Here is a 16262-nt window from a genome sequence, read left to right on the forward strand (position 1 = left end):
ATTAAATTCATTTTTGGCATGAGTTATACATGCTTTTTACGTAAAACAAAAGACTTATAAGTACGGATCTTTACGCCAATTGCTTGGGCTACGACCACTCCAGCGTTTAAATGCACGGCTAAAATTGGCGACATCGCTATAGCCCAATTCATCAGCAATTTGCTCTAAGGTAAAGTCAGTCCGTGATAGAAGCGAAGTAGCATGACGGTAGCGAACTTCGTCAACCAATGTTGAAAATGAAGTCCCTTCGGCAGCAAGTTGGCGTTTAAGGGTTCGATCGGACATGTGTAGCCGTTCAGCAACACTTTCAATACTTAAATAGTGCTGCTCAGAGTTAGTTAAAATGTCACGAACGCGCATGGCAATACGGTGGCGTTCGCCCAAAGCAGAAAGTTCAGCTTCACATTGATTAATCGCGATTTGACTGGCAATCGGGTCTGCATGGACCAATTTATTGGTTAAATATTGCTTATCAAAACTAAGTAAGAGATGTGGCTGATCAAATCTAAATTGGTGTCGTGGATATTTGGCAATAAACCGCTCAAAACCTTCAGGTTGAGGGAAATCAAAATCAATTTCTCCCGCAGAATAATCCACACCGGTAATTGCTTTGCCCATGCTGATCATGCCAAAAATTAAGGCAATTGAAATCTCAGTACGTAAAGGCTCAATCGTCACGTCGGTTTGTAGTTGAACAGTCGCTTTGGTTCCAAATGTCGAGAAAAAAAGCTGTAAAAAGGGCATGCGTAACTGAATAAAACGGTTTGCCAAGACTAAGGCATCGGTTATGTCATTCGCCGTCATGATGGCATAGCCAATAAAACCATGAATTGAGATGCGCATTTGGTTGCCCAAATGAAAACCTAAAGTTGGCTCACCAGTTAATCGTAGTGCGTGCTCTACCAATTGATTGGCGATGGGTGTTGGAATACGGAAATCTGGTTCAGCCAATTGTTCGCTGTTTAATCCGAAGGGACTAAATAATGTCTCTGCAGTGTAGCCCCATCGAGAGACCACATCTAATAGGAGCAATCCATATACTCCGGGAATACCCTGATCCTGACGGGAATTAATTGTTTTCATAGCGTTCCGTTGCAATGCGGTTTTTTCTTCTGTTCAAGCTTATATTGGCATGATTCTGTGTTGTATCCCACAAAAATTGTTGGACAAACTGACTAGGCTCAATTATTTATAGCGGCCTACCTTAGCGTTGTAAAGTAGGCCGTTAAGGATTAATTCTGTTTAAAATCTTTGGAAAAGACCACAATTTTGGTCGTAGACATATAAAGAACGTCATTGTGCTGATTGAGCGCTTGAGTAACATAGGTCACAATGCCGCGGTCTGTCTTACTTTTCGACGGAGTAATTGCTGATATTTCAACTTCTACACGAATTTTATCCCCCGGACGTGTTGGGCGCGGCCAACGCAGACTTGATTCAGAGCCAATTAAGCCATAAGCCACAGGGAAACATTCAGTCCATAAGCGCATTGTTACAGCAGCAGTATGCCAACCACTTGCCGCTAGCCCTTGAAAGATCGGGTGCTGTTGGGCTTTGACTTCATCTGTATGAAATTCCTGAGGATCATAAGCGTTGGCAAATTTTTTTATTTCTTCAACAGTCATTTCATATTCACGACTGCTAAAGTGATCACCAACTTTAAGGTCTTCCAGATACAGCATTTTCATCTTCCTTTGATTCTACTTTATGTTGTTCTATTAAAAATCCACCGGTTTGACGCTGCCACAAGTGTGCATAAATACCATTCAAAGCGACAAGCTCTTCATGGGTGCCTTGCTCAGCAATATGTCCTTGATCCAAGACAATCAATCGGTCCATTTGCGCAATTGTTGAGAGTCGATGCGCAATGGCAATCACAGTTTTGCCTTGCATCAAATCATCTAAACTCGATTGAATCGCAGCTTCGACTTCTGAATCGAGCGCACTTGTGGCTTCATCTAAAATTAAAATTGGTGCGTCTTTTAAAAATACTCGAGCAATTGCAATACGTTGACGCTGACCGCCAGATAATTTAACACCACGTTCACCAACAAATGCGTCATAGCCACGTTGACCACGTAAATCGATCAATTGAGGAATGAATTCATCAGCTTTCGCTTTGCGTACTGCATCATACATTTCTTCATCAGTCGCATTCGGACGGCCATATTTAATATTTTCTTCAACCGTGCGATGCAATAACGAGGTGTCTTGGGTCACCAAAGCAATATTTTTTCTCAAGCTATCTTGGGTAATATCTTCTATATTTTGGCCATCAATCGAAATACGACCATGGTTGATATCGTAAAAGTGGAGTAAAAGTTGAATTAATGTCGATTTTCCGGCACCTGAACGCCCGACTATACCGATTTTTTCACCTGGTCGAATGGTTAAATTAAATTGATTGATGACCTTTTTATCATTATAAGCAAAACTGACATCTTCAAATTTAATTTCGCCTTGCTGTACTTTTAAGTCGGTTGCATCAGGTTTATCTTGAATATGAATCGGGCGGCCCATAGTCTTCATACCATCTTGAATTGTCCCGACATTTTCAAAAAGGGCAGACGTTTGCCACATCATAAACTCGGAAATACTACTGAGTTTTAAAATCATGGCGGTCGCTGCTGCAATGACCCCAAGCTCAGCTTGACCATCCATCCAAAGCCAAACAGCTGTTCCAAGTACACCACCATATAAAACTATGATCAGCAAATTCGTCGCGATATTGTATTTTGCTGCAAGACGCATTTGCTTATACACCGTCACCATAAACTCTTTCATAGAGGCTTTGGCATATTGGCTTTCGCGTCCTGCATGGGCAAACAATTTCACCGTTTGAATATTGGTGTAGGCATCGGTGACACGACCAGTCATTACTGCGCGTGCATTGGCTTGTTCATTTGAAATTTTGCTTAATTTTGGGATGAAATAGCATGCAGAACCAATAAATAAAGCCAGCCAAAGTAATAATGGAACAATCAACAGTGGCGATATAGCACCTAAAATCACGGTGATCGAAATCAGGTAAATGAAGACATAGGCCAACATGTCACCAAGAATAATCCAAAACTCACGTACAGCCAGTGAAGTTTGCATGACTTTGGCAGATAAACGACCTGCAAAGTCGTTGTGGAAGAAATCTAAACTTTGTTTCAGTAATAAGTTATGAAATCTCCAACGTAGGCGCATTGGAAAGGTGCTATATAGAATCTGATGTTTAATAATGGTTTGAAGGCAAGAAAAGAAGATATTTGCCAATAAAATAAAGCTCAAAATGGTCAGATTGGTCTGGTGCTGCTGTAAAAAGGTTTCAGGTTGAGACTTACTGATCCAATTGACTAAATCGCCAATTTTGGAATAAAGCAATGCTTCAAAACTCGCTACACCAGCTGTACAGAGTACCAATAACAATAGGTATTTTTTTACACCCGTCGCAGCTTGCCATACAAAGGGGAAAAATTTTGTCGGCAATGGTTTATTCAAGTCCTGTTCAGGATAAGCGTCAACTAAATTTTCAAACCATTTAAGCATGCAGATAACCTGAGATTTTACTGTAATTAATCTTTCTTTCTTCAGCTCTGAGTGTAATGGATTCGCTGGTTTTTCTCCATTTTGATTTGTTTATTTACTTAAAAGCTTGGCTGCAAAAGTTCATAGAATTAAAATGTACAACCCGATTACGACCTTGGCGTTTTGCTTCGTATAGAGCAATATCGGCCTGTTTAATTAACTGATCAAGTTTGGCGTGGTCAGGGTCAATTTTGGAAACACCAATGGAGATCGAAAATTTCAGCAATTGACCATCTATATAAAACTGGTATTGTTCCATTTTATGTCTTAACCGTTCAGCAATTTTTAATGCATCTTCTGGGACGGTATAAGGCAAAAGTACAATAAATTCTTCACCCCCGAAACGCGCCAATATATCGTAAAAACGCATTTCTTTCCGTGCAATTTCAGCAATTTGGCATAGCACTTGATCGCCGACATCATGTCCGTATTGATCATTAATCGCTTTAAAATGATCGACATCAAAAATCAACAGACTGGTACAGACCGTCATCGGGGTTTCTTGGATTTTTTTATTGGCGGCATGTACAAATTGGCGACGATTGCTTAACTGGGTTAATTCATCCGTATGGGCAATTTTGCGCAGGGTATGAAAGTTCCAGTCATCTAGCAGCGCTCTTAGAAACGTTTTACGAGAGTTGAGCGTAGAGTTCCAGCAGATATACATACTGAACAGCAGCACAGGAACGTACACCAATAAAAATATTGTAAAATCACCAAAATCATTAATGCGCCATGCGCCAAAAAGGATCGCTGCCGTGATCATGGCTGAGGTGATGATCGAAGGGCGAAAATGCACATGAATACTTAAATTACCCAATACAATCAAAATAATGGCAGCATATTGATAACTATGCACCAGTTCATTTTGCGACTGAAGTAATATCTCAAACCAGAGTATCGCTGAAAGGCAAGTGGCGAGTGGCAAAATCAAATCGAGCAATTTAATCTGTTTGATATATTTAAACAGAACATAGTTCAGGCTAAATGCACCAATAATGGCAATGATACGAATCACACCTGAAAGCATTTCTACGTCTGGCAGGACATAGCGATCTGCCCAAAAATAGATTAAAAAAGCCAATTGAGCGAAATAGTTGACCAGTTTTAAATAGTCTTTCTGGTTATAGTACAAAAATTTGTAATAAGCATTTTTAAACTGTGCCGGAATACGTGCAATCGGGTCGGATAAAGCACGCTCAATACGGACACGATTCTCTAGGTCACATGCTTCTGCCTGTATGAGCGTATGTTTGGCAGAAGTGCGATTCATCGATTCTATGAGTAATTGTGATTCGTTTTTAACTGATTTCCGAGAAGGTTGATTGGGGCCTTCCATGATCAAGTTCCTATTTTAGAAGCGTTTTTATGCAACTGTTAACAAATAGTATCTAAAAATGTCTACATTTGTATAGTATTTGTTCTGATTTTTTAATTATATTTAGTTGTTTCGGATGAATTATATTTTTAAGGAATCGAGCGATTAGCGCATTTATCTGATTCGATTTTATTCCTTATATCGCATGATCTAAAGTAATTGCGGAAGTAGAGGGGGGGTAACCGATAGCCCCATGTATATTCAAAAGCCATTGTGACTTTTTAAATTTGCAGAATTTCTTCTTTGAATATACATGGGGAGAGGAAAGTTTAGCTCTTAGCTTCTATCGGCATTTGGTTGAACGAGGTCTTTAAAATCGGCACTAGAAGGAGCTTGATAGATTTTAAGACCAAACTCAGGTGTGATTGCAATCAGATGGTCAAAGATATCAGATTGAATCGCTTCATAATCTTTCCATGCAATTGTTTTACTAAAAGCATAAATCTCTAAAGGTATGCCTTCACTCGTGGGTTGTAACTGACGCACCAAAATCGTTTGGTGTTGGGCAATGCCTGAATGCTGTTGTAAGTAGAATTCTACATAGGCACGAAAGGTCCCAAGATTGGTTAAACGGCGCTGATTATATTTCGATTGATTTGAAAGTTGCTGATTAAACTGAGCAAGCTCTTCATGCTTATGATCAAGATATTGATCTAATAATAAAAATTCTTTGAGTTTGTTTTGCTCATCCTGTGTCATGAAATGAATAGAGCTTTGATCAATATAAAGTGAGCGTTTGATACGACGAACACCTGACTGAGCCATACCACGCCAGTTTTTAAAGGTATCAGTCACCAATTTATTGGTTGGAATCGTGGTAAAAGTCTTATCAAAGTTCTGTACGGTTATAGTATGTAATGACATATCAATGACATCGCCATCTGCATTAAGCGACGGCATCTCAATCCAGTCACCAATTCGCACCATATCATAAGAAGAAATTTGTACCGAAGCCACCAGTGACAAAATGGTGTTCTGAAAAACCAACATGAGCACGGCCGCCATAGCACCAAAGCCTGCGAGTAATGTAAATACATCTTTTTTCAGGAAAGTACCTAAAATCATCAGGCCACACACCAAAAAAATGATCAATTTGACCAACTGCAAATAGCCTTTAATCGGTTTGTTTCTAGATTTTGGATTACGTTGGTAAATCAGATTAAAAATATTCAATAATTCAGAAATGGCCAAAGCAATGGTCAAGAAGATAAAAGCCTGACAAGCCATCTGCACGATTGAAATAAATTTCACAGATAAATGTGGGACTGTAGTTATGCCATTTAAGATCACAATTGCTGGAACAATGTTAGCAAAGCGTTTAATCACACTATGTTCTGACAAAATTTGACTATGGCTAAAGGCCATTTTAGAAACGAGCTTACGAATTCCACGCACCACAATTTGCTTGGCGATAAAATTTGCAATGATGGCAAAAATAATAATGAAACTGAGCGATGTCAGCATTTCTAACCAAGGGTATTGATCTGACCAATCTTGAATATTTTTAATGAACTGAAATTTTTCCAAAATTATCCTACTCTTATTGAAGTAAATGAAAGGCTTAATGATCAAACTATTGTAATTATGATGGTTATATAAGCAATTTTATACTCGTAAACTTTACGGAGTTACGACATGTATAGTCCATAATGTTACTTATTTGTGCTAAAAATGATTTTTTGAAGGTATAACCTAATTGATGAACTAAAATAAATAAATGTTGAGCTAAAAAAAGCCCCCTAATTAGGAGCTTCATTAGCGATATGAAATGCTTACCACATTAAATCATCAGGAATTACATAAGCTGCATATGGATCTTCTTCATCCGTGGTTTGCTCATTCACTTCAGAATTATTCACAATAATAAAGCCTTCCATTTTCGCATTAATACGGTCGGCTAATTCTTTTGGTAAAAAAGCATAGTTGCTATTTTCCCGTGCAATAACAAGACTGCCAGCAACCAAGGCATTATAAATTTGCTGATTGATATAAAGCTTTTTGATCTTGGCATCATCGATAAATTGATAGGTCGATTCGCCATCGGTATCACGAATTTTATGCTGATTAATCATTTGCATGATGGCAGCTTTTAATTCTTTTTCTTGCAAAACTGCTTTACGATCCTGCTCTAAAGCATGATCTTTGGCCATTTTCTGCTGCTGATCTTGCTCAATTTTCGCCTTGATTTCAGCATCTTTACTTTCACCAGTACGTTTTTCATGTACGGCTTGTTTAGACAATTTTTTTGCCTTTTTATTATCGACCAGACCTGCTTTAAGCAGTTGCGCCTGTAATGCATTTTTAACCATAGTACGTTCCAACTAATCGTGTATATGTCGATAATGAAAATAGATGATCCAATATACCGCGCTCATGATTAAACTGAGTGCGGCAGGAATCAAGAATGCGTTTAATTTTAAATAAGGATAAAGCCAACTGGCAAGTATGCCACCGACGATAAATCCCGCCAAAATTAATAAATGTAAGACCACACGTTTCGACTCAACCGGAAGTCCACGGGCTTTATAACCCAAAGCCAAACCTAAGTCCGTCAAAACACCAGAAAGGTGTGTGGTACGAATAATGGTACCTTTATAGTGGCTAACCATTGCATTTTGTACACCCATCGCCACACATGCCCAAAGCAAAGCGTAACGTGGAAAATAAGGCAATAGTAGCCAACACAGGACAATAAAAAAAGCCACCAAGCTTAATGGGACGCCATAACGTCTGGTTAAGCTAAAGTGACTATTTCCAAGAATAAGCCCACTATAAAATGAGCCAATCACATAACAGAGCAAGACTAAAATCAAATAAATAATCGTATTTGGCTGCCATGCAATGAAGGCCATGGCTAACATACTGACATTACCGGTCATGTGAGATACTGACTGGTGCAAGATGGTCACCAGTCCAAGTACATTAATCATTCCTGCATTCACTGCGAGGAAAAAAGCACCCAGTTGTATCCAAAGCGGTAAAGTCTGTAAAGGCATGGCCTCGCCTTAAAAAGTATCCAATATCAGGATATTATCTTAAACCACGGTCTACTGCAGCTGTAAATAATACGTCAGTCGAAGAGTTTAAAGCGGTTTCAGTTGAATCTTGAAGTACGCTAATAACCATACCAATGGCTACAACTTGCATCGCGATATCGCTTGAAATACCAAACAGACCACAAGCCACTGGAATAAGTAATAATGAACCACCAGCCACACCTGAAGCACCACATGCAGAAACGGTAGCAACGACTGATAAAATCAACATTGTGCTGAAATCAACAGAAATGCCCAAAGTATGAACTGCTGCTAGTGTGAGGACTGTAATTGTGACCGATGCACCTGCCATATTGACAGTTGCACCTAAAGGAATCGCTACGCTTGCAGTTGACTCTGGTACACCAAGACGCTTTGCAAGGTCTAAGTTAACTGGAATGTTTGCAGCGGAACTACGTGTAAAGAATGCAGTGATACCACTTTCACGTAGACATTGGAAAACCAATGGGAACGGGTTTGAGCGAGTCATAAATGCCACCATTAGTGGGTTAATGACCAAAGCTACAAAGAACATGGTACCGAGTAATACCGCAAGTAAGTGCGCATAACTAACAAGCGTTTTTAGACCTGAGTCGGCAAATGTAACAGCAACCAAACCGAAGATACCTATAGGTGCAAAGTTAATCACTAAACGGATCACTTTATTCACTGCATCAGCAGCGTCAGATAAAAAGACTTTGGTGTTCTCTGATGCATGACGAAATGCAATACCTAAGGCAACAGCCCAAGCCAAAATACCAATGAAATTTGCTTCAGAAATTGCTGTAACAGGGTTTGCGACAAAACTTAATAATAAGTTTTTCAATATTTCAGCAAGACTGCCTGGCGGCACAAGGTTTTCTGCAGCAACATCAAGAATTAATGTACTAGGGAATAATAGGCTTGCTACTACTGAACTTAAAGCAGCAAGGAACATACCAATAGCGTACATCAATATAATTGGTTTAATATATGCATTACTACTACCCACTTTGAAATTTGCAATGGATGACAGCACAAGTACAAAGACCAGTATCGGTGCTACGGATTTCAATGCCTTAATGAATAAATCACCAAGCAAACTTAAATAGGGTGCAACGCCTGGAGCAACAACAGCAACCAATACACCTAAAATAATGGCGATAATAATTCGGGTTACTAAACTCAAGCGTGTAAATGCTGAAAACATAGGAGAGCCTTGTCAGAATTACAATGACAAAATGATGAAAATTAGCCCTGTATTTTATACGAAAATGTCGCATGCTTAAAAAATAATTTAATTTAAAAATAAACCTTTGTTTTTTATAATCTATTTTTGTGTATTAAAATGTAAACCCTTCAAAACTCACTGTTTATCAAATTCGCATTGATTAAACAGTGAGCTAATAGGCCTTTAAATTTGGTACTCAGAACTGGCTGTCGCAAGCTCTGTAACGGCTTGATAGTGGGTGAGAAAAATTTGACCACTCAAATGCGCGAGTAATTTTGAGTGCTGCAATTTGTCCATGACAGGACCTTTGACCTCGGAAAAATACAGTCGAATATCTAATTTTGATAATTCAGCATTTAAATCTTCCAACATTTCTAAGGCACTGAGGTCAATTGAACTGACGCTTGAGCAGTTGATAACAACATGCTCTAGATCAATATTTTCACTGACTTCATTGATCAAGAAACCTTTAAGCGTATTGGCATTTAAAAACGAGATATTTTCATCTATACGGAGCGAGAGTATATGTGGTGCGGTATAGACATGATGGCGCTGTACATTGCGGAAGTGCTGTGTGCCCTCAACCAAGCCGATCACCGCAATATGTGGACGACTAATGCGCCATAACAACAGAATAAAGGTAGAAATAATACCAATAATGAGACCAGTAGAAATGTCGATACACACCACACCGAAAAAGGTCACCCACATCGCAATACCATCAGCTTTTGAATAACGCCATGTATCCACAAAAGGTTTAAAGTCGACTAATTTCCAAATAGAAACAATAATCGTGGCCGCCAAAATGACTAAAGGTAAGTCTTGGAAAAAACCAGTGAAGTAGAGACTGACAACGATAATCAGCAATGACGACAACACGCCAGCCATCGGTGTTTTTGCACCTGCATCTGCATTAACAACTGTACGCGATAAGCTACCCGTCACAGGAAAGGCAGAGCTAACACCTGCGCTTAGATTGGCTAAACCTAAAGCGATCAACTCTTGGTTACTATTGAGTTGGCTGCGTTGTTGTAAGGCAGTGGCTTGGGCAATAGACAGTGACTCAACAAAACTGATCATGGCAATCATTGTTGCACCGGGCAGTAAGGTTTGTACCAGTTCCCAGTTCCAATGTGGAAAGCTTAAGGGTGGAAATCCTGAAGGAATTTCACCGACGGTTTTAATGCCGACATTTTGCAGGTCAAATAACATCACCGATGCAATTGAGATCACCACTAGTATCAATGGAAGTGCTTTACTTAGAAAGGCAGTAGAGCCGAATCGAGATTGAATTGATTGAGTGGCCAACATTTTTGGTACATAGATTAAAAACAGTATGGCCAGCACACCAAAAATGAGTGAAGTGAAGTGAGTCAAACTCAGGTATTCCCACAGACTCAAAACAAACTCAGGGATGTTGTTGGCTTTTAGCGGGACATCGACAAGAAACTTAAACTGACCTAGTGCAATGAGCAGAGCCGAGGCAATAATGAAGCTTTTAATGACAGGATGACTGATCAGCTGAATTAAAAAACCAAAACGTAGTACACCTAGCAGCAGAGAAATCAGGCCGACCATTAAGGCCAAAAGTGTAGCTGCTTCAATATAAACAGGCGAACCAACTTCAAATAGCGGATTGAGCGTGGCGAAAGTCATCATCGAAATGATTGCCACAGGGCCTATCGATAAGGTTGAGCTTCCACCAATGAGGGCGTAGACAATCATCGGTAAAATACTGGCATATAAACCCATGATTGGAGGTAAACCTGCCAGCATGGAATAGGCCATACCTTGAGGAACCAACATGGCAATCACGATCAGCGAAGCAAGTACATCAGATTTAAATTTCACGGGGCTGTAGTGCTGTAACCACTGCCAAGCTGGAAATTTCTGTAAGATATGAGGTTTTAAATCTGACATAAACTTATCTAAATCACAATTTCATATATATTATGCATAAAAAATGCTAAGAAGTCTTGTGCAATAAATTTTGAGCGTACAACATTGCAGTACATTTGTGGGATATATAAGAAACCATCATTCTAAATGAATTAATGAAAAGGATAAGCTGTTTTAAAGCTTAGGATATTCGAAATAATTATTGATATTTAAAAGAAGTCTGGAGGGTAAATTAAGGTATTGAATTGCTGTCCATTGCGATAATTCATCTATAGTGGTGCAAGAACAGCATGTCTGGCTTGAAATTTTAAAATAACTGAGTGTTATTTATAAGATTGGTTACAATACAATTGGTAAAGAGTATTGAGAACTTGAACTAAATTTGCATCTTTGATTGAATAATAAATTTGCTTTCCATCACGACGCGTGGTCACAACATCACTTTTGCGTAACATCATCAGTTGTTGTGAGAGGGTTGGCTGTTTAATATCAGTGATTTCTTCAATCTGAGACACATTCAATTCTTGCTGTGCTAGATGACATAAAATTAGTAGACGATCCGTATTTGCCAGCGACTTTAAAACGCCCACGACTAATTCGGCAGAATCACGCATAGTAGTGATTTCCAGATCGGTATTCATTGGATATGTCCATACGATTAACAACAGCTCAAGTATACGGATATCACGGCTTAATACATTGAATAAATAAGACAATTTCTATGGTTTTTTATGAAATCAAATATCATTAATTTTTATAAGTTTAAATTTAGTTAATCAGTTAAATTTATTGCTTGATTTTAGTGCAAGCTTTCACAAAATGCACATAAATATAAGACATTAGCTTAAAAAATCATGCACACTTTGAAAATAATTGTATCATCTAAAGATCGTATTCAATAAATACACAAGGGATAAATAGTCATGACAACAGATTCAGCTTTTCCAGCAACGAGTAATTTAGGTATCGCGGTATATAGTAATAACGCTGAAGCGATTGGTAATACACCTTTGGTTCGTATTAATCGTGCGATTCAGTCAGATGCAACGGTCTTGGCTAAAGTTGAAAGCCGTAACCCAGCATTTTCAGTGAAATGTCGTGTAGGTGCAGCTCTCATTGCAGATGCAGAAGAAAAAGGCTTATTAAAACCGGGTATGCATATTGTAGAACCTACAAGTGGCAATACAGGGATTGCTTTGGCATTTGTTGCAGCAGCGAAAGGTTATGCAATTACATTAACCATGCCAGCAAGTATGAGTATTGAACGCCGTAAGGTGTTAAAGTCTTTTGGTGCAAATCTCGTATTGACTGAACCTGCTAAAGGCATGAAAGGTGCGGTCGAAGAAGCACAGCGCCTCGTTGCTGAACATCCTGAAACGTATTATTTACCACAACAGTTTGAAAACCCTGCAAACCCTAAAATTCATGAATTGACCACTGGCCCAGAAATTTGGGAAGCGACCGGTGGTAAAGTGGATATTTTAGTTTCAGGTGTAGGTACAGGCGGTACGATTTCAGGCATTTCAAGCTATTTTGAAAAAGTGAAACATCAGCCGCTTTATTCTGTTGCGGTAGAACCGGCTGAATCTCCGATTATTGCCCAAGCGAAAAAAGGCGAAACACTGACTCCAGGGCCACACAAAATTCAGGGGATTGGCGCTAACTTTATTCCGGGTAACTTAGATCTAGACCTTGTTGATGAAGTGATCGGTATTGAAAGTGCTGAAGCAATTGAGTGGGCGCGTAAAACGGCTACTCATGACGGTATTTTAGTGGGTATCTCTAGTGGCGCGGCAATGGCAGCTGCGGCAAAACTTGCTGCACGTCCTGAGAATGCAGGCAAAACCATTGTGGTCATTTTACCGGATGGTGGTGAACGTTACCTTTCTTCAGTTTTATTTGAAGATATTAGTGCTGACTAATAATTCTGACATGAAAAAAAGCCCGTTCATTTGAATGGGCTTTTTTATTGATGATTTTGCTATTTATAAGTGTCTTAAGCCGCGTCTTGATCATCGTTTTTGGGATTTTGTTGTTTAATTTTTCGTTTAGGCGGTTCATGTCCTAACTTTCTAGCGATGTATTTAAACAGGAAGCCTAAGAGTATGCATATCGTGACAGCAGGGATAACCACTTGAGTGAGCCAAACATCAATATGATCTAGACTCCAACTTAAAATTAAAAATAAAAAAGCACACAAATATGCGCAGTTAAAGCAAATGTTCGACAGTTTGTACATGCGAAAGAGAGTAATTCGTTTGGTGGTCACGAATCTCTATCTTACTGAATAATGAGGAAATGTGTAGTTTTAATATCAGAAAAACAAACTAATTGAAAAATGATTATTCAATATTATTGATTATATTTTTGAATATTCGCAATTTTTTATATCGTAAAAAAAAGCCTTGCTGTGAGTCAGAAAAACTTGACCTTCCCATTGTGGTAAAGTTTAAGCTATAGCCTAAAACAAGCACATATGATTGGGATGTTGCCATGACAGATTCGACAGAACACAAACTTTTTGATGGCACACTTGCTATTGAAGGGATGACCTGTGCTTCTTGTGTGGCACGGGTGGAAAAAGCCTTAAAAAAAGTCGATGGCATCACTGATGCTCAAGTGAATTTAGCCACTGAAACAGCACATGTTCAGAGTGATAAAAATGTGGATTATTCTGCTGTAATTCAGGCCGTTGAAAAGGCAGGTTTTGGTGTTGCACAGAAGCAGATTGAGCTTGAAATTGAAGGGATGACTTGCGCATCGTGTGTTGCACGTGTTGAAAAAGCATTAAAGACAGTTCCAGAAGTCATCGATGCAAAAGTGAATTTGGCAACTGAAAAAGCCACGATTACGGCATTGGCATCTGTTGAAAATTCTGCATTGGCGAAGTCTGTAGAAAAAGCAGGTTTTCATATTGCACAGCCCAATATTGAATTAAATATTGATGGAATGACCTGTGCTTCATGTGTGGCACGGGTTGAAAAAGCCTTAAACGCTGTAGACGGTGTCAATAAAGCAACGGTAAATTTAGCCAGTGAAAAAGCCTTTGTTCAGGCTCCCGCTTCAAAAACACAAGAATTGATCGCGGCAGTTAAAAAAGCGGGATACAGTGCTAGCATTGCTACGCAGCAACAACCGACAATGGCAGAAAAAAAAGCCGACGAAGCTCGGTTACTCAAACGTGATTTAATCATCGCATTGGTACTCGCTGTTCCTGTTTTTATCTTGGAGATGGGATCACACATGATTCCAGCTTTTCATCATTTTATTGCGCATAATTTAGGGACACAAAATAGTTGGTATATTCAGTTTATATTAACCACTTTGGTGTTAATCCTACCCGGAAGACGCTTTTATCAGCACGGCATACCAGCACTTGCGCGACTTGCCCCAGATATGAATTCTTTGGTCGCAGTCGGGACTTTATCTGCTTATAGTTTTTCTTGTGTTGCAACATTTGCTCCGCAATTATTACCGCAAGGTACGGTTCATGTGTACTTTGAAGCAGCCGCAGTAATTGTGGCGTTGATTCTTTTGGGGCGTTTTATGGAGGCGAAAGCCAAAGGTAAAACCTCGCAAGCTATTCAATACTTAGTCGGCATGCAACCCAAAACAGCACGTGTTGAGCAATCTAGTAGCTATATAGATTTGCCGATTAGTGATGTTGAAACAGGTATGTTGATTGAAATACGGCCTGGTGAACGTTGCCCAGTCGATGGTGCTGTAGTGTCTGGGAACAGTTATATTGATGAATCCATGATCAGTGGCGAGCCAATTCCTGTCGAGAAAAAAGCCGGTGATCAAGTTGTCGGTGGAACGATTAACCAAAATGGGGCCTTGAAAATACAAGCCACTGCGGTAGGTCAAGATACTGTTTTGGCACAAATTATCCATATGGTTGAACAGGCTCAGGGTTCAAAATTACCGATTCAAGCTTTGGTGGATAAAGTCACGTTATGGTTTGTACCGGTGGTAATGGCGTTGGCGTTGATCACCTTTTTAGTTTGGTATGTAGTTGGACCTGAACCGAATTTAACCTATGCCTTAGTCAATGCTGTAGCAGTACTGATCATCGCATGTCCATGTGCAATGGGTTTGGCAACACCAACGTCTATTATGGTCGGTACAGGGCGAGCTGCAGAGCTTGGAGTATTGTTCCGTAAAGGTGAAGCCTTACAACAACTCAAAAATACTCAAGTGGTTGCAGCCGATAAAACAGGGACATTGACGGAAGGTAAACCGAAACTGACAGATTTTGAAGTCACTGAAGCTTTTGATAAAGATCGCGTATTTCAGTTATTGGTCTCTGTAGAGCAGAAATCTGAGCATCCGATTGCATATGCCATTGTTCAAGCTGCAAAAGAGATGCAAGTGCAACTTTTAGAGGTTGAGCATTTTGATTCCGTGACTGGTGCTGGGATTCAGGCCGTTGTTGAAGGACAAAGCATTTTTATCGGTGCAGATCATTTGATGCATAAACTTGGTTTAGATACACAAATCTTTTCATCACTGGCGGAACGCATGGGCAATGAAGGGAAAACCCCGCTCTATGTATCGATCGATCAACAGCTTGCTGCTATTGTTGCTGTAGCCGACCCGATCAAAGCTACAACCTTTACAGCCATTCAAGCTTTGCATGATTTAGGGCTGAAAGTGGCCATGATTACAGGCGATAACCGACATACTGCCACTGCCATAGCACGACAGTTGAAGATTGATCATGTGATCGCTGAAGTAATGCCAGACCAAAAAGTGCAATCTGTACAACAATTGCAAAAAGAACATGGTGTTGTTTGTTTTGTCGGCGATGGCATTAATGATGCGCCTGCACTTGCGCAAGCAGATGTCGGCATGGCGATTGGTACAGGGACAGATGTGGCGATAGAGGCCGCGGACGTTGTGCTTATGTCGGGTAATTTACAAATGGTACCGACAGCGATCGCACTGAGTACTGCGACGATGAATAATATTCGCCAAAACCTATTTTGGGCATTTATTTACAATGCAGCATTGATTCCTGTCGCTGCAGGTGTGTTATATCCATTCTTTGGCATATTGCTTTCACCTATGTTCGCCGCAGGTGCAATGGCACTTTCATCGGTGTTTGTTGTGTCAAATGCCTTACGTTTAAAAGCATTTAAAGGGCCAGTTTTTCAGGAGTCTTGAG

General features: G+C 39.7%; 12 protein-coding genes and 1 pseudogene. 3 read left to right on the plus strand and 10 right to left on the minus strand.

The features are described from left to right. Positions 1 to 54: 54 nt before the first annotated feature. From FTU62_RS05215 to FTU62_RS05260, 10 genes are all read right to left on the minus strand, one after another. Positions 55 to 1083: an AraC family transcriptional regulator gene (locus tag FTU62_RS05215; RefSeq protein WP_180102050.1), complete on the minus strand. Its 1029-nt coding sequence runs from the start codon at positions 1081 to 1083 to the stop codon at positions 55 to 57. A gap of 149 nt (positions 1084 to 1232) precedes the next feature. Further along, the gene (locus tag FTU62_RS05220; RefSeq protein ID WP_180102051.1) at positions 1233 to 1682 is read right to left on the minus strand and encodes a MaoC family dehydratase; all 450 of its coding nucleotides are present in this window, start codon (positions 1680 to 1682) and stop codon (positions 1233 to 1235) included. Further along, positions 1660 to 3534, minus strand: a complete 1875-nt coding sequence (locus tag FTU62_RS05225; RefSeq protein WP_180102052.1) for an ABC transporter ATP-binding protein — start codon at positions 3532 to 3534, stop codon at positions 1660 to 1662. The genes FTU62_RS05220 and FTU62_RS05225 overlap by 23 nt, the downstream gene beginning before the upstream one ends. A 94-nt stretch (positions 3535 to 3628) precedes the next feature. Further along, positions 3629 to 4912, minus strand: a complete 1284-nt coding sequence (locus FTU62_RS05230) for a sensor domain-containing diguanylate cyclase (RefSeq protein ID WP_257223065.1) — start codon at positions 4910 to 4912, stop codon at positions 3629 to 3631. Positions 4913 to 5227: 315 nt separating this feature from the next. Further along, the gene (locus FTU62_RS05235) at positions 5228 to 6478 is read right to left on the minus strand and encodes a mechanosensitive ion channel family protein (RefSeq protein WP_180102053.1); all 1251 of its coding nucleotides are present in this window, start codon (positions 6476 to 6478) and stop codon (positions 5228 to 5230) included. Between the two features lie 245 nt (positions 6479 to 6723). Beyond that, positions 6724 to 7260 carry a DUF2058 domain-containing protein gene (locus tag FTU62_RS05240; protein WP_168377529.1) on the minus strand — a complete coding sequence of 179 codons (537 nt, stop codon included), beginning with the start codon at positions 7258 to 7260 and terminating at the stop codon, positions 6724 to 6726. Between the two features lie 12 nt (positions 7261 to 7272). After that, a complete protein-coding gene (locus FTU62_RS05245; protein WP_180102054.1) occupies positions 7273 to 7947 on the minus strand; it encodes a YoaK family protein in 675 nt (224 codons plus the stop codon). 34 nt (positions 7948 to 7981) lie between these two features. Then, positions 7982 to 9175: a serine/threonine transporter SstT gene (gene sstT / locus FTU62_RS05250; RefSeq protein WP_078193803.1), complete on the minus strand. Its 1194-nt coding sequence runs from the start codon at positions 9173 to 9175 to the stop codon at positions 7982 to 7984. 204 nt (positions 9176 to 9379) lie between these two features. Then, positions 9380 to 11116 carry a SulP family inorganic anion transporter gene (locus FTU62_RS05255; RefSeq protein ID WP_180102055.1) on the minus strand — a complete coding sequence of 579 codons (1737 nt, stop codon included), beginning with the start codon at positions 11114 to 11116 and terminating at the stop codon, positions 9380 to 9382. A gap of 302 nt (positions 11117 to 11418) precedes the next feature. Continuing rightward, on the minus strand, positions 11419 to 11736 hold the full coding sequence (locus FTU62_RS05260) for a helix-turn-helix transcriptional regulator (RefSeq protein ID WP_078193801.1): 318 nt from the start codon (positions 11734 to 11736) through the stop codon (positions 11419 to 11421). 282 nt (positions 11737 to 12018) lie between these two features. On the opposite strand from FTU62_RS05260, the gene cysK reads away from it, so the two are divergent. The 3 genes and pseudogenes from cysK to FTU62_RS05270 all read left to right on the plus strand — a co-directional run bounded on the left by cysK (position 12019) and on the right by FTU62_RS05270 (position 16261). After that, the gene (cysK, locus tag FTU62_RS05265; protein ID WP_180102056.1) at positions 12019 to 13017 is read left to right on the plus strand and encodes a cysteine synthase A; all 999 of its coding nucleotides are present in this window, start codon (positions 12019 to 12021) and stop codon (positions 13015 to 13017) included. 625 nt (positions 13018 to 13642) lie between these two features. Beyond that, positions 13643 to 13750 (plus strand): annotated as a pseudogene (locus tag FTU62_RS17605) (cation transporter); the annotation flags it as partial. A 72-nt stretch (positions 13751 to 13822) separates the two neighbouring features. Further along, entirely contained in the window at positions 13823 to 16261 is a 2439-nt protein-coding gene (locus FTU62_RS05270; protein WP_373886326.1) for a copper-translocating P-type ATPase, read from the plus strand. The last annotated feature ends 1 nt before the right edge of the window (position 16262 follow it).

The sequence above is a fragment of the Acinetobacter sp. YH12126 genome, assembly GCF_013418745.1.
Lineage (GTDB): Bacteria > Pseudomonadota > Gammaproteobacteria > Pseudomonadales > Moraxellaceae > Acinetobacter > Acinetobacter amyesii.

Coding starts and splice junctions, on each gene's coding strand:
- sstT (WP_078193803.1), bottom strand. CDS start 9,175: ATGTTTTCAGCATTTACACGCTTGAGTTTAGTAACCCGAATTATTATC.
- FTU62_RS05260 (WP_078193801.1), bottom strand. CDS start 11,736: ATGAATACCGATCTGGAAATCACTACTATGCGTGATTCTGCCGAATTA.
- cysK (WP_180102056.1), top strand. CDS start 12,019: ATGACAACAGATTCAGCTTTTCCAGCAACGAGTAATTTAGGTATCGCG.
- FTU62_RS05240 (WP_168377529.1), bottom strand. CDS start 7,260: ATGGTTAAAAATGCATTACAGGCGCAACTGCTTAAAGCAGGTCTGGTC.
- FTU62_RS05230 (WP_257223065.1), bottom strand. CDS start 4,912: ATGGAAGGCCCCAATCAACCTTCTCGGAAATCAGTTAAAAACGAATCA.
- FTU62_RS05255 (WP_180102055.1), bottom strand. CDS start 11,116: ATGTCAGATTTAAAACCTCATATCTTACAGAAATTTCCAGCTTGGCAG.
- FTU62_RS05245 (WP_180102054.1), bottom strand. CDS start 7,947: ATGCCTTTACAGACTTTACCGCTTTGGATACAACTGGGTGCTTTTTTC.
- FTU62_RS05215 (WP_180102050.1), bottom strand. CDS start 1,083: ATGAAAACAATTAATTCCCGTCAGGATCAGGGTATTCCCGGAGTATAT.
- FTU62_RS05225 (WP_180102052.1), bottom strand. CDS start 3,534: ATGCTTAAATGGTTTGAAAATTTAGTTGACGCTTATCCTGAACAGGAC.
- FTU62_RS05220 (WP_180102051.1), bottom strand. CDS start 1,682: ATGCTGTATCTGGAAGACCTTAAAGTTGGTGATCACTTTAGCAGTCGT.